Source organism: Streptomyces sp. NPDC030021 (assembly GCF_055574035.1).
In genome coordinates this window covers 345,469-368,173 of the sequence record NZ_JBVIAH010000004.1, presented here as the reverse complement: position 1 = coordinate 368,173, position 22,705 = coordinate 345,469, and the positions used below count along the sequence as shown (strand labels likewise).

The 22,705-nt window shown below is 71.9% G+C and carries 20 protein-coding genes and 2 pseudogenes; 12 read left to right on the top strand and 10 right to left on the bottom strand.

Annotation, left to right across the window (positions count from 1 at the left end; genetic code table 11):
- Nucleotides 1–43: 43 nt before the first annotated feature.
- The 3 genes and pseudogenes from ACZ4YL_RS10565 to ACZ4YL_RS10555 all read right to left on the bottom strand — a co-directional run.
- Entirely contained in the window at nucleotides 44–649 is a 606-nt protein-coding gene (locus ACZ4YL_RS10565; RefSeq protein WP_468115357.1) for a GOLPH3/VPS74 family protein, read from the bottom strand.
- A 117-nt stretch (nucleotides 650–766) separates the two neighbouring features.
- Nucleotides 767–2,038, bottom strand: coding sequence for an iron uptake transporter deferrochelatase/peroxidase subunit (gene efeB, locus ACZ4YL_RS10560; protein ID WP_468115356.1), 1,272 nt, complete (start codon nucleotides 2,036–2,038; stop codon nucleotides 767–769).
- Nucleotides 2,028–2,444 (bottom strand): annotated as a pseudogene (locus ACZ4YL_RS10555) (molybdopterin-binding protein); the annotation flags it as partial. The pseudogene ACZ4YL_RS10555 and the gene efeB, both read right to left, overlap by 11 nt.
- A 611-nt stretch (nucleotides 2,445–3,055) precedes the next feature.
- Here ACZ4YL_RS10555 and ACZ4YL_RS10550 point away from each other — a divergent pair.
- The 3 genes from ACZ4YL_RS10550 (at nucleotide 3,056) to ACZ4YL_RS10540 (ending at nucleotide 6,736) form a co-directional block, all read left to right on the top strand.
- Nucleotides 3,056–4,153, top strand: coding sequence for an alpha/beta hydrolase (locus ACZ4YL_RS10550; RefSeq protein WP_468115354.1), 1,098 nt, complete (start codon nucleotides 3,056–3,058; stop codon nucleotides 4,151–4,153).
- A gap of 131 nt (nucleotides 4,154–4,284) precedes the next feature.
- Nucleotides 4,285–4,857 (top strand): PadR family transcriptional regulator, encoded by a 573-nt coding sequence (locus tag ACZ4YL_RS10545; protein WP_468115352.1) that lies wholly within the window; start codon nucleotides 4,285–4,287, stop codon nucleotides 4,855–4,857.
- Between the two features lie 142 nt (nucleotides 4,858–4,999).
- Nucleotides 5,000–6,736, top strand: coding sequence for an acyl-CoA dehydrogenase family protein (locus ACZ4YL_RS10540; protein ID WP_468115351.1), 1,737 nt, complete (start codon nucleotides 5,000–5,002; stop codon nucleotides 6,734–6,736).
- A 66-nt stretch (nucleotides 6,737–6,802) separates the two neighbouring features.
- Here the strand turns inward: ACZ4YL_RS10540 and ACZ4YL_RS10535 are convergent.
- The 4 genes and pseudogenes from ACZ4YL_RS10535 to bla all read right to left on the bottom strand — a co-directional run.
- A pseudogene (locus ACZ4YL_RS10535) lies at nucleotides 6,803–7,448 on the bottom strand (SDR family oxidoreductase); the annotation flags it as partial.
- Nucleotides 7,449–7,536: 88 nt separating this feature from the next.
- On the bottom strand, nucleotides 7,537–8,382 hold the full coding sequence (locus ACZ4YL_RS10530; protein WP_468115349.1) for a class I SAM-dependent methyltransferase: 846 nt from the start codon (nucleotides 8,380–8,382) through the stop codon (nucleotides 7,537–7,539).
- Nucleotides 8,383–8,644: 262 nt separating this feature from the next.
- A complete protein-coding gene (locus ACZ4YL_RS10525; RefSeq protein ID WP_468115348.1) occupies nucleotides 8,645–9,547 on the bottom strand; it encodes a DUF6891 domain-containing protein in 903 nt (300 codons plus the stop codon).
- A gap of 41 nt (nucleotides 9,548–9,588) precedes the next feature.
- On the bottom strand, nucleotides 9,589–10,488 hold the full coding sequence (bla, locus tag ACZ4YL_RS10520) for a class A beta-lactamase (RefSeq protein WP_468115346.1): 900 nt from the start codon (nucleotides 10,486–10,488) through the stop codon (nucleotides 9,589–9,591).
- A gap of 277 nt (nucleotides 10,489–10,765) precedes the next feature.
- Here bla and ACZ4YL_RS10515 point away from each other — a divergent pair, with 277 nt between their 5' ends.
- The 5 genes from ACZ4YL_RS10515 (at nucleotide 10,766) to ACZ4YL_RS10495 (ending at nucleotide 16,095) form a co-directional block, all read left to right on the top strand.
- The gene (locus tag ACZ4YL_RS10515) at nucleotides 10,766–11,383 is read left to right on the top strand and encodes a hypothetical protein (RefSeq protein WP_468115344.1); all 618 of its coding nucleotides are present in this window, start codon (nucleotides 10,766–10,768) and stop codon (nucleotides 11,381–11,383) included.
- A 106-nt stretch (nucleotides 11,384–11,489) separates the two neighbouring features.
- Nucleotides 11,490–12,050, top strand: a complete 561-nt coding sequence (locus ACZ4YL_RS10510; protein ID WP_468115342.1) for a GNAT family N-acetyltransferase — start codon at nucleotides 11,490–11,492, stop codon at nucleotides 12,048–12,050.
- Between the two features lie 271 nt (nucleotides 12,051–12,321).
- Nucleotides 12,322–13,734 carry a family 2B encapsulin nanocompartment shell protein gene (locus tag ACZ4YL_RS10505; RefSeq protein ID WP_468115340.1) on the top strand — a complete coding sequence of 471 codons (1,413 nt, stop codon included), beginning with the start codon at nucleotides 12,322–12,324 and terminating at the stop codon, nucleotides 13,732–13,734.
- 105 nt (nucleotides 13,735–13,839) lie between these two features.
- A complete protein-coding gene (locus ACZ4YL_RS10500; protein ID WP_468115339.1) occupies nucleotides 13,840–15,192 on the top strand; it encodes a family 2 encapsulin nanocompartment cargo protein terpene cyclase in 1,353 nt (450 codons plus the stop codon).
- Nucleotides 15,193–15,207: 15 nt separating this feature from the next.
- Entirely contained in the window at nucleotides 15,208–16,095 is an 888-nt protein-coding gene (locus tag ACZ4YL_RS10495; RefSeq protein ID WP_468115337.1) for a geranyl diphosphate 2-C-methyltransferase, read from the top strand.
- Nucleotides 16,096–16,176: 81 nt separating this feature from the next.
- On the opposite strand, the gene ACZ4YL_RS10490 is transcribed toward ACZ4YL_RS10495, so the two are convergent.
- Nucleotides 16,177–17,799, bottom strand: coding sequence for an FAD-binding oxidoreductase (locus ACZ4YL_RS10490; RefSeq protein WP_468115335.1), 1,623 nt, complete (start codon nucleotides 17,797–17,799; stop codon nucleotides 16,177–16,179).
- A gap of 64 nt (nucleotides 17,800–17,863) precedes the next feature.
- Here ACZ4YL_RS10490 and ACZ4YL_RS10485 point away from each other — a divergent pair, with 64 nt between their 5' ends.
- Both ACZ4YL_RS10485 and ACZ4YL_RS10480 read left to right on the top strand, forming a co-directional pair.
- Entirely contained in the window at nucleotides 17,864–18,505 is a 642-nt protein-coding gene (locus ACZ4YL_RS10485; RefSeq protein ID WP_468115333.1) for a TetR/AcrR family transcriptional regulator, read from the top strand.
- 81 nt (nucleotides 18,506–18,586) lie between these two features.
- Nucleotides 18,587–18,994, top strand: a complete 408-nt coding sequence (locus tag ACZ4YL_RS10480) for a DUF3224 domain-containing protein (protein ID WP_468115332.1) — start codon at nucleotides 18,587–18,589, stop codon at nucleotides 18,992–18,994.
- Nucleotides 18,995–19,039: 45 nt separating this feature from the next.
- Here the strand turns inward: ACZ4YL_RS10480 and ACZ4YL_RS10475 are convergent, their stop codons facing one another.
- Entirely contained in the window at nucleotides 19,040–19,531 is a 492-nt protein-coding gene (locus ACZ4YL_RS10475; protein ID WP_468115330.1) for a MarR family winged helix-turn-helix transcriptional regulator, read from the bottom strand.
- Between the two features lie 87 nt (nucleotides 19,532–19,618).
- Between ACZ4YL_RS10475 and ACZ4YL_RS10470 the strand changes: the two genes are divergently transcribed.
- Nucleotides 19,619–20,488, top strand: coding sequence for an SDR family oxidoreductase (locus tag ACZ4YL_RS10470; RefSeq protein ID WP_189744253.1), 870 nt, complete (start codon nucleotides 19,619–19,621; stop codon nucleotides 20,486–20,488).
- A gap of 263 nt (nucleotides 20,489–20,751) precedes the next feature.
- On the opposite strand, the gene ACZ4YL_RS10465 is transcribed toward ACZ4YL_RS10470, so the two are convergent.
- Nucleotides 20,752–21,870: a serine hydrolase domain-containing protein gene (locus ACZ4YL_RS10465; RefSeq protein WP_468115328.1), complete on the bottom strand. Its 1,119-nt coding sequence runs from the start codon at nucleotides 21,868–21,870 to the stop codon at nucleotides 20,752–20,754.
- A 171-nt stretch (nucleotides 21,871–22,041) separates the two neighbouring features.
- Between ACZ4YL_RS10465 and ACZ4YL_RS10460 the strand changes: the two genes are divergently transcribed.
- Nucleotides 22,042–22,701 (top strand): TetR/AcrR family transcriptional regulator, encoded by a 660-nt coding sequence (locus ACZ4YL_RS10460; RefSeq protein WP_189744257.1) that lies wholly within the window; start codon nucleotides 22,042–22,044, stop codon nucleotides 22,699–22,701.
- Nucleotides 22,702–22,705 lie beyond the last annotated feature (4 nt).

Sequence of the window (22,705 nt, the reverse complement as noted above, 5' to 3'; positions counted from 1 at the left end):
CGCGGCGGGTCCCGGGCTCACCGAGCGGCAGCAGCCACGGGGCTCACGGGACGCGCCAGACGTTGGCGAACGCCGCGTTCTCGATGGACCGCCGCTGGCGTACGGCCTCCAGTTCCATCACGGCGTCGCCGACGACGGCCAGTACGGTCGTCACCGCTTCGTCGTCCAGGCCGGGCTCGTCCTCGGAGCGCGGGCCGCGGATGCCCACGGCCGCGGCAAGAGAGGCGAGCACGGGCTCGTCCGCTTCCCAGCGGCTCAGGGCCTGGCGGTGAGCGGGCGTATCGGCCACTTCCAGGCGATCGGATCCGAAGGGCAGCAGACCGCGGCGTCCCCGTGTCAGCTGACCGGCTTCTTCGAGGGTGGCCTGGTAGGAGGCGGAGAGGTCACGGCCGCGGCGCCACAGCCAGTCCTCGACCCGCTCGTACGGCGTCTGCCGGGTGAGCGCCGACGAGGCCTCCGCCAGGAGCCCGTCGTCCAGCACGGGCTGCCCGCCCGGCACGATGCGGTCGCCGTCCAGAACGGCCGCCTGCGCGTCGAGGAGATCGATCAGCTCGGCTCCGGCGAGGGCGAGCGACAGGTCACCCTGGCCGACCGAATGGTCCGGCTGCGGGTCCATGGCGATGATGAACAGGTCTTTCGCCGTGCTCATGAACGGCTCCCCTCGGAGTCATCGGAAGTCGGATCCCGCTGATCACCTTCCTATGGTCGCACCAACGCCCACCACCGTTGCGGGGTTCCCGCACATCGCCCGGACGGACGACACGACCTATTGGGGGGCGTCCTCCAGCAGGGCCTGGCCGGCATAACCGCCCGGCCGGACGCCGCCGGGGACGACGAACAAGGACGAGGCCTCGTGGACCAGGTAGCGGCCGAGGGCGTCGCCGCGGGCGAGGCGCTGCTGGACGGGGACGAAGCCGGTGCGGGGGTCGGACTGCCAGGCGACGAAGAGCATTCCGGCGTCCGGTGTGCCGTCCGCGCGCAGGCCGTCGTAGTACGACCAGCCGCGGCGCAGCATCGTCGCGCCGCCGTTGGTGCCGGGTGCGGCCAGCCGGATGTGTGCGTTGTGCGCGATCACCGGGACGCCGTCCGGGCGGTGGGCGGTGAGGTCGGGGGCGGTGTGTTCGCCGCCGCCGGTGAGCGGGGAGCCGTCGGCGGCGCGGCGGCCGACGGCCTGTTCCCGGTGCTCCAGGGGGAGGGTGTCCCAGCGGTCGAGGAGCATCCGGATCCGGCGGACCACCACGTAGGAGCCGCCCGTCAGCCAGGGCGGCGAACCGGGGGCGGTCACGAGGATGCGGTCCCGCGCGGCTCCATCGGCGGGGGAGGGGTTGGCGGTGCCGTCGAGCTGTCCCATGAGGTTGCGGTGCGTGGGCGCGGCGCGGCCGGGCACCGGCGCGGTGGTGAACCCGGACATCACCCAGCGGGTCTTCGCCTCGCCGTGCGCCAGGCGCTGCACGGTGCGCAGGGCGTGCAGGCCGACGAGCGGGTCGTCGGCGGCGATCTGGACGAACAGGTCGCCGCCTCCACGGGCCGGGTCGAGCTGGTCGCCGGGGAAGGCGGGCAGCGGTGCGAGTGCCTCGGGGCGGGCCGTGGCCAGGCCCACCCGGTCGAAGAAGCTCGCGCCGAAGCCGAAGGTGAGGGTGAGGGAGGCGGGCCCGGAGCCCAGCGCGACGCCGGTGTCGGCGGCCCGGGGACCCGGCGGGCCGATCTCCTCGCCGACCGGTTCGCCTCGGGTGAGGCGCTCGGCGGCGGTGCTCCAGCGCAGCAGGAGCGCGGCGGCCCGGCCCCGGTCGGTCCGCGCCCCGAAGTCGAAGGCGGCCAGGTGGGCGTGGGTCTGACGGGGGTGCAGGATCCCGGCCTGCTGCGGGCCGTGGAAGGGGACGGTCGCCCCGGCGCCGCCCGGCGCGGCCGGGGACTCGCGCACGGTGGCCGCGACGAGGGCGCTGCCGCCCGCCACGGCCCCGAGCCCGGCGGCGCCGAGCAGCGCGCGCCGGGTCACGGACCGTCGGCGGCCGGGCGCTCCGGATGCCTCAGTGGGCACCGTCGACCACCGGATCGACGGTGCCGGCCCACAGCTGATTCAGTTCGGAGACGTAGCGGCCGCCGCGGGTGTCCTGCGGGACGACCAGGCGAGGGCCGGCCGAGTCGTCGAACGCCGTCCCGTCCTCGGAAACGGCCAGCAGGATCTGGGACTTGGCGAAGCCCGGATCGAGTTCGGCCCAGGCGAAGACCGCACGGTAGTCGCTGCCGCCGGTGGCCGAGACGACCCCGCGCAGTTGCCCGTTCTTCTTGCTCTGGTCGAAGCGCGGCTGGGCCGCCTTCAGCACCTCGTGCAGCAGCACGCCCTGGTAGGTGTGCTTCTGGTCCCCCTTGGCGCTGATGAACTCCACCGAGGCCTCGGCCTGGGGCAGCTTGCGGAGGTCGGCCAGGGTGATCGTGTACGGCTTGTCGACTCGCCCGCGATCCGTACCTCACCCGGGTTGATCGGAGCCGACGAGGCCTTCGGGGAGGCCGATGCCGATGCCGGGGCGGACGAGGCGGCCGCGTCCTTCGGGTCGCCGGCCGTGCCGCAGGAGGTGATCAGCAGGGCGGTGGCGGCGGCGGCACACGCGTGCGCCACACGGCGCGATGCCCGCCCCGCGCCTGTCCGGCGGTCTTCGTCCTGCGTCATGCGGATCTCCTGGTCAGCGACTGCCGTCCACCGAGGCCAGATCGCTTCGCCGAACGCATCTGCGAGGGTGAATCGGCATATGGAATGTAATTTGCCGCGTGAAACATGCATGAGAACTGTCAAATGCCAACAGCATCGGAAAGGAATTCCGGCACCGGATCCGGGCCGCCGTCAGAGCCTCATGTGGCATGGCACAAAGGAGAGTCGAGCCGACCGCGCCTTTTCGGTCCTGGCTCGGTCGAAGCCACGAAGGCGAGGTCCGCGCCGGTGGATTCCTCCGGGAGGGAACGCGGGGCCCGCTCCGCCCCTCTTGCCTGGTGCGCTACCCACTGGTATCGCTCCGGACCGAGCGTCCGGACGGGGACGGTGCAGAGGGTTCACTGATTCATGGGTCTGACGAGTGGCACGCTCATGGCGAGCGTTGCGGTGTGCACGGCGCTGCTGTTCGCCCTCACGGTAGGGGTGTGGCCCAGGCTGGGAGGGCCGGGCGCCCGAAGGGTGCTGGGACGCGTCGGGCTGCTCCTTCTCGTGCAGTTGACGGTTCTCGCCTCGGTCGGCGCCGCGGCCAACCGCACTTTCCTCCTCTACGACTCGTGGGCCGACCTCGCCGGTACGAAGCAGCACGCCCCGGCCGCCCCGGGCGGCGCCGCCGTGGAAGTGCTGGGCCGGCAGGCCCCGGAGGTGCCCGGTGGCCGGAACCCGCAGGTGGGTGGGGTGATCGAGAAGGTGACGATCCACGGCGAGCGGTCCCGGGCCGCCGCCGAGGCATACGTGTATCTGCCGCCGGAGTACTTCGACAAGAGCGACGGGCAGCGCAGGTTCCCGGCCGCCGTGGTCCTCACGGGTTACCCGGGCATGGCCGAGAACCTCATCAAGAAGCTGCACTACCCGCGGCTGGCGTGGAGCCTGGCGAAGCAGAAGCGCATGCAGCCGATGATCCTGGTGATGATGCGGCCCACCATCGCCGGGCCCAACACCCAGTGTGTCGACGTCCCCGGGGGCCCGCAGAGCGAGGCCTTCTTCGGCGCGGATGTCGTCAAGGCGGTCTCCGGCACGTACCGCGTGGGCACCTCGCCGCGGAGCTGGGGCATCATCGGCGATTCCACCGGGGGCTACTGCGCCCTGAAGATGGCGGTGCAGCACCCGGAGGCGTACGCGGTCGGCGTGGGCCTGTCGGCGGAGTACAGGCCCGAGATCGACCAGGACTCCGGTGATCTGTTCAAGGGGAACAAGGACGAGGAGAAACGGTCCGACCTGCTGTGGCACCTGGACCACCTGCCGCAGCGGAACTCCTCGTTCCTGGTGACCTCTTCGCTGCGGGGCGAGCCGAACTACGGCGAGACGCAGGAGTTCATCCGGAAGGTGAAGGCACCCGCGCACGTCTCGTCGATCATCCTCGACAGCGGTGGCCACAGCTTCAACACCTGGCTGCGGGAGATCCCGCCGGCGCTCGTGTGGACGGGCGCACGGCTCGCCGCCGAGTGAGCGCGAGGGCGGGCAGGGGGTTTCCGGGGCGTCCTGCGGCCCCCGGGGCGGCCGCAGGCTGCCGGGTGAGCCGCGTCTCACCTGACCCCTGCCGCTTGTCTATGCAACGAGTTGCATAGAAAGATCGGGGCATGGCGCTCGACCACGCGATCCTCGTCTCCCTGCTGGAGAAGCCGGGCTCCGGCTATGAGCTGGCCCGCCGGTTCGACCGGTCCATCGGCTACTTCTGGACCGCCACCCACCAGCAGATCTACCGCGTCCTGGGGCGCATGGAGGGAAGCGGGCTGCTCGCCGTCCGCGAGGTCCCGCAGCAGGGCCGGCCGGACAAGAAGGAGTACTCCGTCGCCGGCCCCGGCCGCGCCGTCCTCGCCGAGTGGCTGCACGAGCCGATCGAGCCCGAGAGCCTCCGCCACGACCTCGCCGTCAAGATCCGCGGCGCGGCCTTCGACGACCCGGCCGCGCTGATCCACGAGGTCGAGCGGCACCACCGGGCACACAGCGACCGGCTGGCCCGCTATCTCGCCGGTGAACTGCGCGACTTCACCGGGCCGGACGCCCCCGCACCGCTCGACGCCGGTCAGGAGCTCCAGCACGTCGTGCTGCGCGGCGGCATCGCGTTCGAGCGGATGACGATCGCCTGGCTCGACGACGTCCTCGCCACGCTCCACCGGCTCGGCGGGACCCCGCCGACCGCCACCGCCTGAACCTCGCCGCGCCGCGCCCCGGCAGCCGCACCGCCCGCGCCCCCGCCGCACCGCCCCCGCCGCACCGCCCTCGCCGCACCGCCCCCCACGCATTCGCCCGGCCTCCCCTCCCCTCCTCCAACCCCTCGGAAGGTGAACCTCCATGGCAGACGCCCTGCTCTTCAACCCGCACACGTACGACCCGGCGCACTTCGACCCCGAGACCCGCAGGCTGCTGCGCGCCACCGTCGACTGGTTCGAGAGCCGCGGCAAGCGCCGGCTGATCGAGGACTACCGCTCCCGCGCCTGGCTCGCCGACTTCCTCGCCTTCTCCGCGAAGGAGGGCCTCTTCGCGACCTTCCTGACCCCGGCCACCGCGGCCGGCGAGGAGGAGTCCGACAAGCGCTGGGACACGGCACGGATCGCCGCCCTGAACGAGATCTTCGGCTTCTACGGCCTCGACTACTGGTACGCCTGGCAGGTCACCATCCTCGGCCTCGGCCCGGTCTGGCAGAGCGGCAACGCCGACGCCCGCGCCCGCGCCGCGCAGCTCCTCGCCGAGGGTGAGGTGTTCGCCTTCGGCCTGTCCGAGAAGACCCACGGCGCCGACATCTACTCCACCGACATGCTGCTGCAGCCGTACGTCGACGAAGCCGGTGCCGGCGGATTCCGCGCGAGCGGCTCCAAGTACTACATCGGCAACGGCAACGCCGCCGGCCTCGTCTCCGTCTTCGGCCGCCGCACCGACATCGAGGGCCCCGACGGCTACGTCTTCTTCGCCGCCGACAGCCGCCACCCGGCGTACCACCTGGTCAAGAACGTCGTCGACTCCTCCAAGTACGTCAGCGAGTTCCGCCTCGACGACTACCCGGTCCGCGCCGAGGACGTCCTGCACACCGGCAAGGCCGCCTTCGACGCCGCCCTCAACACCGTCAACGTCGGCAAGTTCAACCTCTGCACCGCCTCCATCGGCATCTGCGAGCACGCGATGTACGAGGCCGTCACCCACGCGCACAACCGGGTCCTCTACGGCCGCCCCGTCACCGCCTTCCCGCACGTACGCCGGGAGCTGGCCGACGCGTACGTCCGCCTGGTCGGGATGAAGCTCTTCAGCGACCGCGCCGTCGACTACTTCCGCACCGCGGGCCCCGACGACCGCCGCTACCTCCTCTTCAACCCGATGACGAAGATGAAGGTGACCACGGAGGGCGAGAAGGTCATCGACCTGATGTGGGACGTCATCGCCGCCAAGGGCTTCGAGAAGGACAACTACTTCGCGCAGGCGGCCATCGAGATCCGCGGTCTGCCGAAGCTGGAGGGCACGGTCCACGTCAACCTCGCCCTGATCCTCAAGTTCATGCGCAACCACCTGCTGAACCCGGCCGAGTACCCGGCCGTACCGACCCGGCTCGACGCGGCCGACGACGCCTTCCTCTTCCAGCAGGGGCCGGCCCGGGGTCTGGGCTCCGTACAGTTCCACGACTGGCGGACCGCGTACGACGCGTACGCCGACGTGCCGAACGTGGCCCGGTTCCGCGAGCAGGCCGATGCCCTCTGCGCGTTCGTGGCCACCGTCGCCCCGGACGAGGAGCAGAGCCGCGACCTCGACTTCCTCCTCTCCGTGGGCCAGCTGTTCGCGCTGGTCGTGTACGGACAGCTGATCCTGGAGCAGGCCCGCCTGACGGACCTGGACGGGTCGGTGCTCGACGAGCTGTTCTCCGTCCTCGTGCGTGACTTCTCCGGCCACGCGGTCGAGCTGTACGGCAAGGACTCCGCGACGGCGGCCCAGCAGGAGTGGGCGCTGGGCGCGGTCCGGCGTCCGGAAGTCGACGAGGAGCGGGCGGCGCGCGTCTGGGCGCGGGTCGAGGCGCTGTCCGGCACCTACGAGATGGCCCCGTAGGGACGCGGACCCCGGGGGACCGGCACGGCCCGGCACGGCCCGTCGCGGCCGGAGCCGGTCCCCTTCTCAGGCCTGCGCGGTGGGGCGTACGACGATGTCGCCCACGTCGACACCGTCCGGCTGCTCGACGGCGAGGCGATGGCGCGGGCCACCGCGTCCGGCGACAGCGCGGTCTCCAACGTCCGGTCGATCCGGGCCCGCGCCCCCGGTCCCATGCGCCCGGTGAAGTCCGTACGGACGGCCCCGGGCGACACGACGGTGACGCGCAGGCTGTCCCAGGCCTCCTGGCGCAGGCCCTCGGAGATCGTGCGCACGGCGTTCTCGGTGCCCCCGTACACCGACTGGAGCGGCACGACGCGCAGACCGGCGGTGGACACGGTGTTGACGAAGTGTCCGGAACCCTGCTCCCGGAAGACGGGGAGCGCCGCGGCGATCCCGTAGAGGGCGCCCTTGAGGTTGACGTCGATCATCTCCTCTCAGTCCTCGACGCGCAGTTCGTCGAGCGGGGAGACGAGCCCGACCCCGGCATCGCTGACGAGGACGTCGGGCCTGCCGTAGCGCTTCCGCGCCAGGTCGACGAGGCCGGACACGTCGCCGCGCCGCGTCACGTCGGTACGGATCCAGGCCGCTTGACCACCGGCCCGCTCGATCCGGGCGGCCAGCGCCCCAGGCGTTCCGTGCGGCGTGCACCGAGGACCACCTTCGCGGACTGCGCCTCGGGCGGGAGTAGCGGTGCGGGCGAGCTGTCGGAGGGCCTGTCGTCGGCGCCGGGAGCCGCGCCGCGGCGAACGGTGTCCCGCTCACGCCACCCGGGCGAGGAAGAGGTCGCTGAAGTGCTCCATCTCGATGCCGCCACCGTGGGCGTCCAGAACCCGCGCCGTCTCGGCGAGGACCTGCTCGCGCCGGTCGGGAGGCAGGACGCGGTAGCGCGAGATCGAGGCCAGGTATCCCAGATACCGGCCGGTGTCGTAGTGCCGCTCCTGCCGGTACCGGACGGCCCGCAGGTCGGTGAAGCGCCCGTCCCGGCGGCATTCCTCCTCGGGCCAGCCGGGCTGTCCGGCCCAGTTCCCGGGCGCATCGCCGTAGGCGGACACCAGTTCGGCGTGCGGTGACCGATCGATCCCGTGGCGGCGGTCGACCTCGGCCAGGGCGGCGTGCACCCGCGCGTCGCGCACCGCCTGCGGGTTCCAGAACAACGCCACGGCCCCGCCCGGCGCGAGGGCGTTCCGGACCAGATCCCGGCGCCGCTCCGGGTCGACCCAGTGCCAGGACGTGGCGGCGAAGAGCAGCCCGAAGCGGCGGCCGCCGGGCCGCCAGTCCTCGAAGGCGCCGCTGTGTACCCGGACCCCCGGGTAGCGCACGGTGTTGCGGCGGAGCACCTCGGCCATGCGCGGATCGGGCTCGATGCACACCACCGGCGTACCCAGCGCCGCGAACGCCACCGTGGCCTTGCCGGTCCCCGCACCGACCTCCACGGCCGTGCGCCCGCCCAGATCCGCGTACGCGAGCACCTCCGCGGCCAGCGCGTCCGCATATCCCGGGCGGGCGGCATCGTAGAGCTCGGCCACCTCCCCGAACACCTGACTGCGCGCCATGTCGACCTGCCCCCACGCGGTCATCCCCGTCCCCGCCTCCCCGATCGGCAAACGACCACCGTACCGACGAAGCCGGCGACCCGCACCGGATCGCTAGTGCTGTGACCGGCAAGGTTCACCGGGTTGCGAGGCCCGGCACGGCACCTCATCCCCCAGACTCCGTCCGGGGGGACCCCCAGGTTGTCGGACCGCGCAAGTACGTCCAGTACGAGCCGCGGCCCTCCGTCTTGCGATGCTTCCCCTAGGCCCTGCGGGCCTGGGGAGACCCCATGCACCGGACGCCGCAACCCGGCAAACCTTTCCGGCCACAGCACTAGCCGACGAGGCGTCTGCGCCAGGTCAGCGGGGTGACGGTGATGGACTGCCCCGGATCGCCGTTCCATTCCGTGGGCAGGCCCGCACGGGCCAGGGCGGCGACGACCTCCCGGCCGACGGCGGCGGTGGTCGCGGAGGTTCCGTCGAAGCCGCCGTACAGCAGTGTCAGGCCGTGCCCGGCTGTCGCCGCGTCCGTGCACTGGCTGTGGAAGTACACGAAGCCGCGGGTCTCCGGTGCGCCCTCCGCTCCGATCTCGGCCTGCCCGCAGCTCCGGCAGCAGGTGAAGTTCTCGCGAGCCGTGATGCCCGCCGCGTCCAGCTCGGCGAAAGCCCGGGACAGCCGCTCCGGATCGGTCTCGCCCCCCCACCCCGCCTGCTCCCCGACCCGTTCGAGCCACATCCGGTCGGCGAGCGCCCGGGCCTGGGCAGCGGAGACGGGCCGGCGGTCCCCGGACACGAGGTAGTCCTCGGCCAGTTCGGCGAGTCGGTCCCGCGTCGTGTACCCGCCGGCCAGTACCTCGCGGATCCGGCCCTCCAGCAGCCCCCGCTCCTCCTCGCCGAGGTCGAGCGGGGGCACCGGCTCCGCCGGCGGGAACTCCACGCGTTCCCAGTCGTCCCGGCGGCCGCCCACCCATGCGGTCATGGCGGCGATGACCGCCCCGGGGTCGTCGACCGACATCCTGAAGTGCCGCTCGGGGCTGCCGGCGCGGTGCTCCAGGGTGTAGTCGCCGCCGGTGCGGTGCCACACCTGGATGAAGACATCGGGCAGGTCGGGAATCGCCTGGACGACGAGGAACCGGTCGCCGTCACCGCCGATCCGGTGGACCAGCGTGGAGAGTTCCCTCAGGGAGGGCCGTACGTGTCGGCGACCGGTTTCGGTCAGGATCGTGATCGCAAGCATGGTCGCCACTGTGCCCGGCGCCACTGACAACGGGGTCCGCCTCAGGCGAGCGTGTCCGCCAGGAGCTTCGCGGTTCTGGCGATCAGCGTGTTGTCGCGCGGTGTCGTCGCCTCCGGCATGGTCGAGAGGATGGCCAGGACCAGGGGCGGGCGTCCCGGGGGCCAGGCGATGCCCACGTTGTTGTTGGTCCCGTACGAACCGGCGCCCGTCTTGTCCGCGACGGCCCAGTCCTTCGGCAGGCCCGCCCGGAGGCGATCACCGCTGGTGGTGTTCGACAGCAGCCACCGGTTCAGCTGCTCCCGGTCCCCCGGGTCCAGCGCGTCGCCGAGCCCGAGGCGGGCGTACGTCCGCCCGATCGCGCGGGGGGTGGTCGTGTCCGTCACCCGCCACGGCTCGGCCGTGTTCAGGTCCGGCTCCCACCGGTCGAGCCGGGTCGTGCGGTCCCCGAGCGAGCGGCAGAAGCGGGTGATCGTGGTGGGGCCGCCGAGCTCGCGCAGCAGCAGGTTGGCGGCCGCGTTGTCGCTCTGGGCGATGGCGGCGGAGCAGAGTTCCGCCACGGTCAGGCCGCCGGCGATGTTCTCGGGCCGCTCCGTGACCGACCCGCCACCCGCGTCCGTGACGTCCTGGAGCGTGTAGTGGATGCGCTTGGCGAGATGCGCGCCGTCGTGGTCGAGGTCCCGCAGCACGGCAGCCGCCGCAAGCGTCTTGAACAGCGAGCACATGGGGAACGGTTCGTCAGCCCGGTGGACGACGGTCCGGCCGGTGGCGGTGTCCAGCGCGTACACCCCCAGCCGCGCCCCGTACTCGCGCTCCAGCGCGCTCAGCCCCGCCACCGGTGACGCGGCACGGGCCGCACCCACCGGCAGTGCGGCGGCCAGTGCCGCCCCCGCCCCCACAGTCAGCAGTGCGCGTCGCGACGTCCATGCGTCCGGGGTCCTCACGTCAGGTTCTCCTCTTCCTGGCCGGCCATGTGGCCCCGAAGACGTCAAACGTGATCAATTCGGTTCCGCCGCATTGATGTACCGGACAGCGGCTCGGATTCATCCGGACGGACGTGGACCCGGCCCTGCTGGCCGGTGCGACCGCGGCCGTGATGCGGGCGGCCGACGAATGGGCGCTGGGCACGCTGCGCTCGGCGCCGCCGACGGCGCGCGGTGCCGGGGAGCGAGCAGGTCTGGAGCCTGCTGCGGGGGCTGTGGAACGGCGGAGCGGCCGGGTGTGCGCACTGACCTGGAGATCCACTGGGAGATACCGCCCACCTCCCCGGGACCGCTGGGCCGCCTGGAGCGGTTCATGGGGCCGGGCAAGTCCCGCTCCGAGTCGGCGGTGGAACTGATCGGCGCGGGCGGGTGCGCGGTGCTGCTCGCGGCCGGGGTGTGGTCGTCGGGGATCCACCATGACTGGAACGGCCTCCAGCGGGCCGTGGTGGTGCTGATCGGCCTCGATCTGCTCGGAGGGATCCTCACCAACGCGACGAACTCCGCCAAGCGCTGGTACCACCGCCAGGCCCCCGGGGCCCGGCGCGCCCGCCTGCTCTTCGTCGGCGCCCACGTGCTCCATCTCGCCGCGATGGGCCTGCTGGTGCTCGGCGGGGACCGCGGCTGGACCCTGGGCAACACCGCGCTGCTGCTCTCCGCCGCCGTGCTCGTGGAGTTCACGCCCGTCCATCTCAAGCGCCCGGCAGCCATGGCCGGTTACTCCGCCGCCGTGGTGGTCAACCTGTTCTGGCTGCCCGTGCCCTCCGCCCTCGCCTGGTTCGCAACGCTCAACTTCCTGAAGCTCCTGGTGTGCCACCTCGTGCCGGAGGCGCCGCTGGAACGGCGGCGCGATGTCTGACCCCGACGCGGGTCCCGGTCCCGGTCCAGCTGCGGGTCCCGGTCCCGGTGCCGGTCCAGGCCGCCTGGACCGCGACGACGCCCCGCCGCCCGCGCGGTGCGCGCCGGTGCTCGCCGCAGCCTTCGTCCGCGAACCCGCCATGACATGGATCGCGGGCGGATCGGACCGCGTACGGCAGGCCTGGTTCACCGCCACCCTGCGTACGCACGCCACGCTCCCCGGAGCCCGCCGCCACCTGCTGACCGACCGTCACGGGCGGCCCGTCGCCGCCGCCATCCTCACCCCGCCCGCCACCGTCCCCTCGGGTGCGGCCCGGGCGGCCTGGGCGGCCCGCACCCTGGTGGGCTGCGGCCCGCGCACCCTGGTGCGGACGCTGCGCTATCTGCGTGCCGCCGAGGCCGAAACCCCGGCCGGGGCCTGGACCCTGGAGTTCATCGGCGTGGAGCCCGAGGCGGCGGGACGGGGCGCCGGAGGGCGGCTCCTCGGCCACCTGCTCGCCGTGACCCCCGCGCCCGGCGGCATCTTCCTCACCACCGCCGACGAGGCGAACGTCCGGCTCTATCACCGCTTCGGCTTCACCACCCTGACGCGCCTGACGGCGGGCCCCCTGGAGGTGACGGCGATGTGGCGGCCGGCCGCACCCGAACGGACACGCTCTAGCAGATGAGGGCAGCCCCGTGAGCCGACCGCCGCGCCGCTTTTCGGCCGCGTTCATGAGCAAGGCCGAATATCGTTCACAACCCCGGCAAACCACCTGCGTTACAAGATCACTGCATCGAGGTAATGCCAACGGTTTTCAGGCTCAAGGCGGATGCACCGGCCGCTACTGTTCCCCCGGATCTGGACGGAATTCCCGGATATTCCCCCCCTTTTTTTCCTCGTTCCTCGGTGATGTGCGCATCCGCCGATCACCACCCTTACGAAGGAGAGCTCGCCCGATGACCGTTGACACCAGCCCGGAAGCCCAGCTGGAGCCGCCGCGGCAGTCCAGCCTGAGCACGGCGGCGGCCCGCAACCTTGCCAGCACGACCAAGTCCGCCCCGCAGATGCAGGAGATCACCTCCCGCTGGCTGCTGCGGATGCTCCCCTGGGTGGAGACCAAGGGTGGCACCTACCGGGTCAACCGCCGGCTGACGTACACCGTGGGCGACGGCACCATCGAGTTCGTCCAGGACGGCGCGAACGTCCGGGTGATCCCGCGCGAGCTCGGCGAACTGGCCCTGCTGCGCGGCTTCGACGACGACGAGGTGCTGACCGCGATCGCCGACCGGTGCGTGCAGCGCGACTTCCGGGCCGGTGAGGTGATCGTCGAGCGCGGTGCCCCCGCCGACCAGATCCACCTGATCGCCCACGGCCGGATCAGCCAGACCTCCGTCGGCAAGTACGGCGACGACGTCGCCGTCGCCGTCCTCGCCGACGGCGACCGGTTCGGTGAGAACGCCCTGCTGGACGCGGACGCCACCTGGGACTACACGGCCACCGCCGAGACCCCTGGCATCCTGCTCACCCTCTCCCGCGGCGACTTCGCCTCCGTGCTCGCCGTGGCGCCGCAACTCCAGGACCACATCAACCGGTTCAGCTCGCTCCCGCAGCAGCGCCAGAACCGGCACGGCGAGGCCGAGATCGCGATGTCCGCCGGCCACACCGGTGAGGCGGAACTGCCCGGCGCCTTCGTCGACTACGAGCTCAAGCCCCGCGAGTACGAACTCTCCATCGCGCAGACGGTGCTGCGGATCCACACCAGGGTCGCCGACCTCTACAACGGTCCGCACAACCAGACCGAGGAACAGCTCAGGCTCACCATCGAGGCGCTGCGCGAGCGCCAGGAGCACGAGCTGATCAACAACCGGGACTTCGGTCTGCTCCACAACGCCGCCTTCAAGCAGCGGATCCAGACCCACTCCGGCCCGCCGACCCCGGACGACCTCGACGAGCTGCTCTGCCGCCGCCGCGGCTCCAAGTTCTTCCTCGCCCACCCCCGGACGATCGCCGCGATCGGGCGCGAGTTCAACTCCCGCGGGCTCTACCCGGACCACGTCGACGTCGGCGGGCAGTCGGTCCCGGCCTGGCGCGGGGTCCCGATCCTGCCCTGCAACAAGATCCCGATCAGCAAGGAGAACACCAGCTCGGTGCTCGTCATGCGAACCGGCGAGGACAACCAGGGCGTCGTCGGTCTGCGCCAGACCGGCCTGCCGGAGGAGTACGAGCCGGGCCTCTCGGTGCGCTTCATGGGGATCAGCGAGCAGGCGATCATCTCCTACCTGGTCACCACCTACTTCTCCGCCGCCATCCTGGTGCCCGACGCGCTCGGTGTGCTGGAGAACGTGCAGATCGCCCGCAGGCGGGACTAAGAGGACCTGCCCGACGGCCGTGACAGCCAGGACCTCTGCCTGTCCTGGCCCGCCGAGCATGCCCGGGATCCGGGACAACCCACTTACCTCTCCAAGGAGTTACGGATGCCCGATCCTGGGCCTTCCCCTCTGCAGTCGAGCCTGCCCGCCGCCGTGGCGTCCTTCGGGGCCCACGTGCTCGCCAACGCCCTCGCCGCCGGCGCCGAACCCGCCGCCGGCGGCGGGCCGGGCGAGCCTTCTCCACCGCCCTCGCCCGCCCTGCCCGTCCCGCCCGCCCTGCCGACGGGGCCCCCGGTCCTGACACCCGTACCCGTACCCGTACCCGACGAGGGTGCGGCCGCGGCCGCCGCGCCGCAGCCGAGTGCCGCCCTCGAACGGATCCTGCGCGGGCCCAGCGGTCTGGGCACGGCGAGCCTGCACTGGGCCCGGAGCGACGCGCCCGCGGCAACCGCGGCGCCCGACACACCCGCGCCGGTGGCCGGCCACCCGATCCCGGGCCTCTACTACCACCCGGTGCCGGAGCCCGACCCGGTGCGGGTGGAGGAGCTCAGCCGCCGTATCAAGGCCTGGGCGCTGGACGAGGTGTCGCTCTACCCGGAGGACTGGGAGGACCAGTTCGACGGCTTCTCCGTCGGGCGCTACATGGTCGCCTGCCATCCTGACGCCCCCAGCATCGACCACCTGATGCTCGCCACCCGGCTGATGGTCGCCGAGAACGCGGTCGACGACTGCTACTGCGAGGACCACGGCGGCTCGCCCGTCGGCCTCGGCGGACGCCTGCTGCTGGCGCACACCGCTCTCGACCCCGTCCACACGACGAAGGAGTACGCGCCGGACTGGGAGGCGTCGCTCCTCTCGGACGCTCCCCGGCGCGCCTACCGCTCGGCCATGGAGTACTTCCTCCAGGCCACCACCCCCTCGCAGGCCGACCGGTTCCGGCACGACATGGCCCGGCTGCACATGGGCTATCTCGCCGAGGGGGCCTGGGCGCAGACGGAGTACGTCCCGGAGGTGTGGGAGTACCTGGCGATGCGCCAGTTCAACAACTTCCGCCCCTGCCCCACCATCACCGACTCCGTCGGCGGCTACGAACTGCCGGCGGACCTCCACGCGCAGCCCGCCATGCAACGGGTGATCGCGCTGGCCGGTAACGCCACCACCATCGTCAACGACCTTTACTCCTACACCAAGGAACTGGCCAGTCCCGGACGGCACCTGAACCTGCCGGTGGTGATCGCCGAACGCGAGAGCTGCTCCGACCAGGAGGCCTACCTGAAGGCCGTCGAGGTCCACAACGACCTCATGCGCGACTTCGAGGCCGCAGCCGCCGACCTGGCCGTCACCTGCCCCGTCCCGAGCGTTCAGCGCTTCCTGCGCGGGGTGGCCGTGTGGGTCGACGGCAACCACTACTGGCACCAGACCAACACCTATCGCTACAGCCTGCCCGATTTCTGGTAAAGATGGGAATTGTTCATGACTAGCACCGATCTCACCGCCGCCGCCGGTACCTCCTCCGTGTTCATCCCCGGCCCGGTGACTCCCTATCAGGGGGACATCGCCCGTTACTGGGACCACGAGGCCAGGCCCGTGAACCTCCGTCTCGGCGATGTCGACGGCCTTTACCACCACCACTACGGCATCGGCGACATCGACCACGCCGCCCTCGGCGACACCGAGGACAGCGCATACGAGAAGAAGCTGATCGCCGAGCTCCACCGCCTGGAGTCGGCCCAGGCCGAACTCCTCCTTGAGCACCTCGGCCCCATCGGGCGCGACGACACGCTCGTCGACGCGGGTTGCGGCCGCGGCGGTTCGATGGTCATGGCCCACCAGCGCTTCGGATGCAAGGTCGAGGGCGTCACCCTGTCCGCCAAGCAGGCCGACTTCGCCAACCGGCGCGCCCAGGAACTCGGCATCGAGGACCACGTCCGGGCCCGTGTCTGCAACATGCTCAGCACCCCGTTCGAGACCGGGCAGGCCGCGGGCTCGTGGAACAACGAGTCGAGCATGTACGTCGACCTGCACGACCTCTTCGCGGAGCACTCGCGCGTCCTCGCGGTCGGCGGCCGGTACGTGACCATCACCGGCTGCTGGAACCCGAAGTACGGCCAGCCCTCGAAGTGGGTCTCCCAGATCAACGCGCACTTCGAGTGCAACATCCACTCCCGCCGTGAGTACCTGCGCGCGATGGCCGACAACCGTCTCGTACCGCAGGCCGTCATCGACCTGACCCCCGAGACCCTGCCCTACTGGGAGCTGCGGGCCACGTCCTCCCTGGTCACCGGCATCGAAGAGGCGTTCATCGAGTCCTACAAGGACGGCTCCTTCCAGTACGTCCTGATCGCGGCCGACCGCGTCTGACCGCGTCCGACCGAACGTGGACCGAAGGGGTCGGGGCCGTCGTCCGGCGGACCCGAACCCTTCGGGGTGTACGGGCCCCGATCAGTCCACGAGCACACCGGGGTTGAGGATGCCGCGCGGATCGAGGGCCCCCTTCGCGGCCTTCAGGGCGAGGGCGAACGGCTCCGGGCGCTGGCGGTCGTAGCCGGGGCGGTGGTCCCGGCCGACCGCGTGGTGGTGGGTGACGGTGGCCCGGTGGCGGTGCAGGACCTCGCCCGCGACGGCCTTCAGGTCGTCCCAGACGGCGACCTCGTCACCCGGCCGGCCGGCCGCGAGCACGGTGAAGTAGGGCGCCGCGCCGTCCGGATACACGTGCGTCAGACGGCAGTTGACGGTCGCCGGGAATCCGGTGGCCTTGACCGCGGCCTCGCCGACCTCCCTGCGTACGTCGTCGATCAGGCCGGGGATCCGGTCCCAGGTGGCCGCCGTCTCGAAGGTCTCCGCGACCGCGCCCATCCGGGCCAGACCGTCGCGGAGGTAGGGCATCCGCAGGAACGCCGAGCGCCAGGCGCGCACGGCCGCGTCGCCGTCCGGGCCGTCCTCCCGGCCGCCGGCCCCGTCCGTCCCCTCGTGCCGGCCGCCGTGCGAGCGGGCCAGCGCGACGGCCCGTTCGAGCCGGGCGGCCACCGGTTCGTCCGCCGACTCGAACCCCAGGACCAGTACGGAGCTGCCGTCGTGCGCCGCGCCCGACAGCGCGGCCTCACCGGCGTCCAGCAGACGGCAGTTGGCGGGGGAGAGGTCGGACTGCGCGAGGGCGCGCACCGCCCCGAGGGCTCCCTGGAAGTCCGTGAACGCGACCGCCGCGGACGCCTTGTGGCGGGGGCGTTCCTGCAGGCGTACCCATGCCTCGGTGATGACGCCGAGGGCCCCTTCGGAGCCCAGGAACAGCCGGTCGGGGGAGGGGCCCGCCCCGGAGGCGGGCAGCCGCCACGAGCTGCTCGTGCCGGCCGGGGTCACGACGCGCAGCGACTGGACGAAGTCGTCGATGTGCGTACGGCCGGTGGCGTAGTGGCCGCCGGCCCGGGTGGCGAGCCAGCCGCCCAGCGTGGAGAACTCGAAGCTCTGCGGGAAGTGCCGCAGGGTGAGGCCGTGGGGCCGCAGCTGGTCCTCCAGGCCCGGCCCGAGCGTGCCGGCCTGGATGAGGGCCGCCCGGCCCTCGGTGTCGACCTCCAGTACGCGGCCCATGGCGGTCAGGTCCAGGGACATGACGGCCCGGTGGGCATCGCCGCGGTACTCGACGCCCCCGCAGACCGAGGAGCCCCCGCCGTACGGGACGACGGCGACCTGCCGCTCACCGGCCCAGTCCAGCAGATCGGCCACGCCCTGGTCGTCCGTGGGGCGGGCGACGAGGTCGGGGATGCGGCCGGGGTGCCCGCGCAGGGCGCGCACCACGTCTCGGTAGGCCTTGCCCATGGCGTGCGCGGCGCGGTCCGCGGGATCGGCGGCGACCAGGCGGGCGAGGCTGTGCGGGGGTTCGACGGCGGGGCCCGCGATGGCCAGGTCGCGGACGCGGGGCACGGGGAGCGGGCGGCTGAGGGTACCGGGGAGCAGGGCGCCGATCGCGGTGCATTCCGCGTCGTCGGGATGCGCGTCCGTCCAGCCCCAGCCCCACCAGGACCGGGTGCGGGACGTGGACTGCGGCGGCTGCGGGGTGGTGCCGGCCATGGCGGCGCTCCAGGGGTCGAGGTAATTTACCTAGCGGTAAATTACCTACTGATAATATCCGCGCATGGCAACCCCCTCCTCGCATTCCTCGAAGGCCGGTACCAAGGGAGTCCCGCGGCAGCACCGCCGCCGGCAGATGCTGGAGGCGGCCACGGAGGAGTTCGGTACGCACGGCTACGCGGCCGCGTCGCTCCCCGCGATCGCCGCGCGCGTGGGAGTCACCAAGACGCTGCTGCACCAGTACTTCGGCACCAAGGAGGACCTGTACGTGGCCTGCCTGGTCCCGGTCGGGGACCGGCTGCTGGACACCGTCCGCGCCGCGATGGGGGAGGGCGGGGCCGCCCCGAACACGCCGCTGCGCGTGCTCCACGGCATCTTCACCGCCCTGGAGGGGCAGCGGGAGGCGTGGTTCGTGCTCTACGACGCCACCCTGCCGCCCGGTGGTGAGGCCGCGCGCCGGGCCTCGGAATACTGGGCGGCCATCGACCGGCTCGCCGCCGGCGGCACCGCGGAACTGCTGCGCGCGGCCGGGTCCGCCGACCCGCTGGACGCCGACGCGCTCAAGTACGTCTGGCGGGACCTGGTCGCCACCCTCGTCCGCTGGTGGGTCAAGCACCCGGAGCAGACGCCGGAGGCCATGACACGGCGCTGCGCCCGCTTCTTCGCGGTCGCCGCCACCCTCACCCCCGACGGGCACCTCGACTGACAGCGCGGCGGCCGCCGCGTGCGGCCGCCGCGCCGTCCCGGCCGGCGGCGCGTTGTCGGTGCCCACCGCTACGGTCGGTCCATGAGAGCTACTGGAACGTTCACCGTCGAAGCGTTCGTCCCGACCGGGCTGAAGCCGGAGCCTGCCGTCCCCACCGGGCTCCCCGTCGGTGTCGCGACCATGGAGAAGTCGTTCGAGGGCGAGGCGGCCGGCCGCTCCGCGACCCTGTTCACCGCCGCGTTCGACCAGGGGACCGGCGTCGGCACCTATGTCGCCATGGAGTCCTTCGAGGGTTCACTGAACGGCCGGGACGGGTCCTTCAACTTCGTGCACTCGGCGACCACGTCCGGCAGCGACCGCACTGCGGAGTTCTTCACCATCGTGCCCTCCAGCGGCACCGGCGCACTGGCGGGAATCGCGGGTGCCGGGGGCATGGCGGTCGATGCGGACGGCACCCACCGGATCTGGTTCGACTATCAGCTCGGCTGAGTCTGTCAGGTCGATGGCGGCCCGTAGCCCTTCCCGGACGGGGGACTACCCGGCGCGCTCCTGATCGGCCTGCGCCGCCTCTGCCGCCTTCGCGGCCTTGAGCTTGCGCCACACGGTGCCCAGTGCCTCCAGGTCCTTCTCGTCGAGGAGCTCGGTGAAGACCGGGGCGAGGGCTTCGCGCCGGGTGGCGTCCGCCTCGGCGAACACCGTGCGGCCCGCCTCGGTGAGGGAGACCTCCACCGACCGGGCGTCGCGCGCCGAGGGCGTGCGGGTCACCAGGCCCCGGGTCTGCAAGGCGTCCACGACACGGGAGACCTGGCTGCGGCTGAGCAGGGTGCTGTTGCCGAGTACGGAGGCGGGCACCGGGTCGGGGCTGGAGACCAGCCACAGCATGACCTCGAACCAGGACACGGGGAGGTCGTGGGCCTTGACCAGGGCCCGGTCGACGCGATCGGTCATGACCGTTCCGGCCCACACCAGCCCGTAGAAGGCGTAGTCGGCCGTCGGCATCTCGGATTCGGTGAGCTTCTTCGGCATGTCGGCAGTCTAGAGCTTGCGTGCGCACGCACATAATTTTATAGTGTGTGTGCACGCACATAAATCACCCCTGTGAAAGGCCCCGCCATGTCGACCCCCTCCGCCGCCACCTCCGCGACCTCCGCCCGCACCGTTCTGATCACCGGCACCTCCTCCGGCATCGGCCTGGCGGCCGCGATCGCCGCCGCCCGGGCCGGCTGGCGTACCGTCGCCACCCTGCGCGACACCCGCCGCGCCGACGCCCTGCGCAAGGCCGCGGTCGAGGCGGGCGTCGAGCTCGACATCCGACAGCTCGACGTCGTCGACGAGGCCTCCGTCGCCGCCGCCGTGGAGGGCGTCATCGCCGACTACGGCCGGCTGGACGCCGTCGTCAACAATGCCGGCGCCGGCCACGTGGGCACCCTGGAACTCGAATCCGTCGCCGACGTCCGCGAGGTCATGGAGGTCAACTTCTTCGGCGTGCTGAACGTCTCCAAGGCCGCGCTGCCCCACCTGCGGGCCACCGGGGGCCGCCTGATCACGGTCACCAGCGTCGGCGGCGTCATCGGTCAGCCCTTCAACGAGGCCTACTGCGCCGCGAAGTTCGCCGTCGAGGGGTACATGGAGAGCCTGGCCCCCGTCGCCGGCGCCGTCGGTGTGAGCGTGTCCGTCATCGAGCCCGGCGCCGTGGCGACGGAGTTCGTGAACAACATCGGCCTCGACCTCGAAGCCCGGATCGCCGCCGCCGGCCCGTACTCCGACGCGCTGCGCCACTACGTCGAGCGCACGGTCGGCCAGTTCTTGAACGGCGCACAGACCCCGGCCGGCGCGGCCGAGTCCGTCATGGAGGCGCTCACCGCCGACCGGCCCGCCTTCCGTATCCAGACCTCCCCGTGGGCCCGCGACTTCACGGGGACCAAGCTGGCCGACCAGGACGGCTCGGCGGTCGTCGGCATGACCGGAACCTGGGTCGCCTGACCTGCCGTGGGCGTCCCGGCCGCGGGGGCGTTGCCCCCGACCTGTGCTCCGGCCGGAATCGGGTCATGATGGCCGGAGGTGGACGAGTCCCCCGTGCGGTCCTGCGGACCGCACGCGGCGGCGCGCCCGAGTCGGGAGGTGACTCGCAGGCATGGACGAATCGCGCAGGGCCTGGTTCATGATCGTCGCCGTCGTCGCCGTCATCCTCCTGGACCTCCTGGCCATCATCCTGATGAACACCCTCGGCTGACGCCCGGTCCCGGTCAGCCGTACATCGCCAGGCGGTACAGAGTCGCGAGCGCGTCGTCGATGGGATGGGGCTGCGGCGTGCCGGAGGAGTCGAGCCGGTTCCACCTCTGCAGGTTCACCGCGACCGCCATCTGCCGCTTGCCGTCGGCACGGATCATGGCCAGCGCTCCACCTCCCCAGACTGTGCCGCCATGGCCCCAGAAGACGCCCTGACCGGGACCCTCCATCGGGTGCAGGCCGAGGCCGTAGTCGATCGTCCTTCCCTCTTGGGAGACGACCGGGACCGTGCGTTGCATCTGCGCCAGCGACGACGGGCTGACGATCTCTCCGGCCAGCAGCAGGCGGTAGAAGCGGTTGAGGTCCGCGACGGTCGATATCAGGGAGCCCGCTGGCCCCGCATATGACATGTCGTAGACGCTGTAGTCGCGCGGTGGGTCGATCATGCCGAACCACGCCTCGTAGAGCTGCGAGTGCGGTCCGTCGACGTACGGTCCGGCGGGGAGTTCGGTGTCCCGGAGCCCGGCGCGCTCGATGACGTTGCGGGTGATGTACCGCTCGGCCGCAGTGCCCGTCACCTCTTCCAGGAGTTGGGCGAGGAGCAAGTAGTTGGTGTTGGAGTACACCCCCGGAGCACCGCCCGGGGCGCCGACGGCAGGCGCGGTGACCCCCATCTCTATCAGTTCAACGGGGTCGAACCGTGTGAACCGGTGGTCGTCCAGGCTCTGGGGCCGGGTGTCCGCGACGACGGGCATCCCCTTGAGGGAGGGGTAGGCGTAAGGGAGGAACTCGGCGAGGCCGCTGGTGTGGTTGATCAGCATCCGGACCGTGATCGCGTCACCGAGTGCTCCGGGAACCAGTTTCGGCAGGTACCGGCCGATCGGTGTGTCGAGACCGATCCGGCCGCTCTCGACCTGTTGCAGGACCGCGGCGGCGGTGAAGGTCTTGGTGATGCTGCCGACGCGGTGGCGCATGTCGGCGGTGACGGGGCGGCCGGTGGCGAGGTCGGCGACCCCGGCGGCACCGCGCCAGACCTGGTCGCCGTCCCGCACCTCGGCGAACAGGCCAGGCATTCCGGCTCGGTGGACGTTTTCGAGGGCTGCGTCCAGCGCAGCGCCATCCAGTGGGTTCTTCACGTCATGCGTCCTTTCGTCTTCCCCGGGGTGGGCTCCGCATCGGTTGCCTGACCCGGACAACAGGGCACGAGTGGCATGCCGGCCCGCCCGGCACGCTCATGTCCTCATTATGCACGCGGTGCGTGCAACACCGAGTGCACAGGTAGGGTGAGACTCGGCGAGAGGAGCAAAATGGCAGGCCGAAGGCGTTGGTCAACCGAAGAGATCCTGGATGCGGCGGCCGAGCTGCTGCGCACGAGCGATGCGGATTCGTTCAGCGTGCGCAAGCTGGCCGCGGCCCTCGGGACCGATTCCTCCAGCCTCTACCGGCACTTCCGCAGCAAGACCGAACTGCTGCGTGCGGTCGCCGACCGGATTCTCCTGGCCGCGATGGACGGCTACCGCCCCGAGGGTGACTGGAAGCAGCGCATCACCGCCCTGGCCCTGCGCCTCAGAGAGGCGTTCGGCCGACAGCCCCAGCTCGCCGCGGTCTGGGGGCGGTACGCGTCAGGCGGCGCCGGTTCCCGGCTGGTCGTGGAAGAGGTGCTGCAGGCCCTGCGCGCGTCGGGGCTGCCCGATGAGGAGATCCCGCTGCGCTACCACCGGCTGGCGGTCCTCGTCGCAGCGCTGATCGCCTCCGAGGCCGGAGTCAGCGCCGTCACCCCCGAAGAGCACGAACAAGGCATGGAGCTGTTCCGCGTCGCGGTACTCGGCGCCGATCCCGAACGCTTCCCGGCCCTGGCCCACTTCGCCCGCGACGTCCGCCCCCTCGGTGCGGAGCGCCGCGCCGCCTTCGAAGAGATCCTCGCCGCCCAACTCGCCGACATCGAGGCCGCGATCCGCCCGAGCTAGGGCG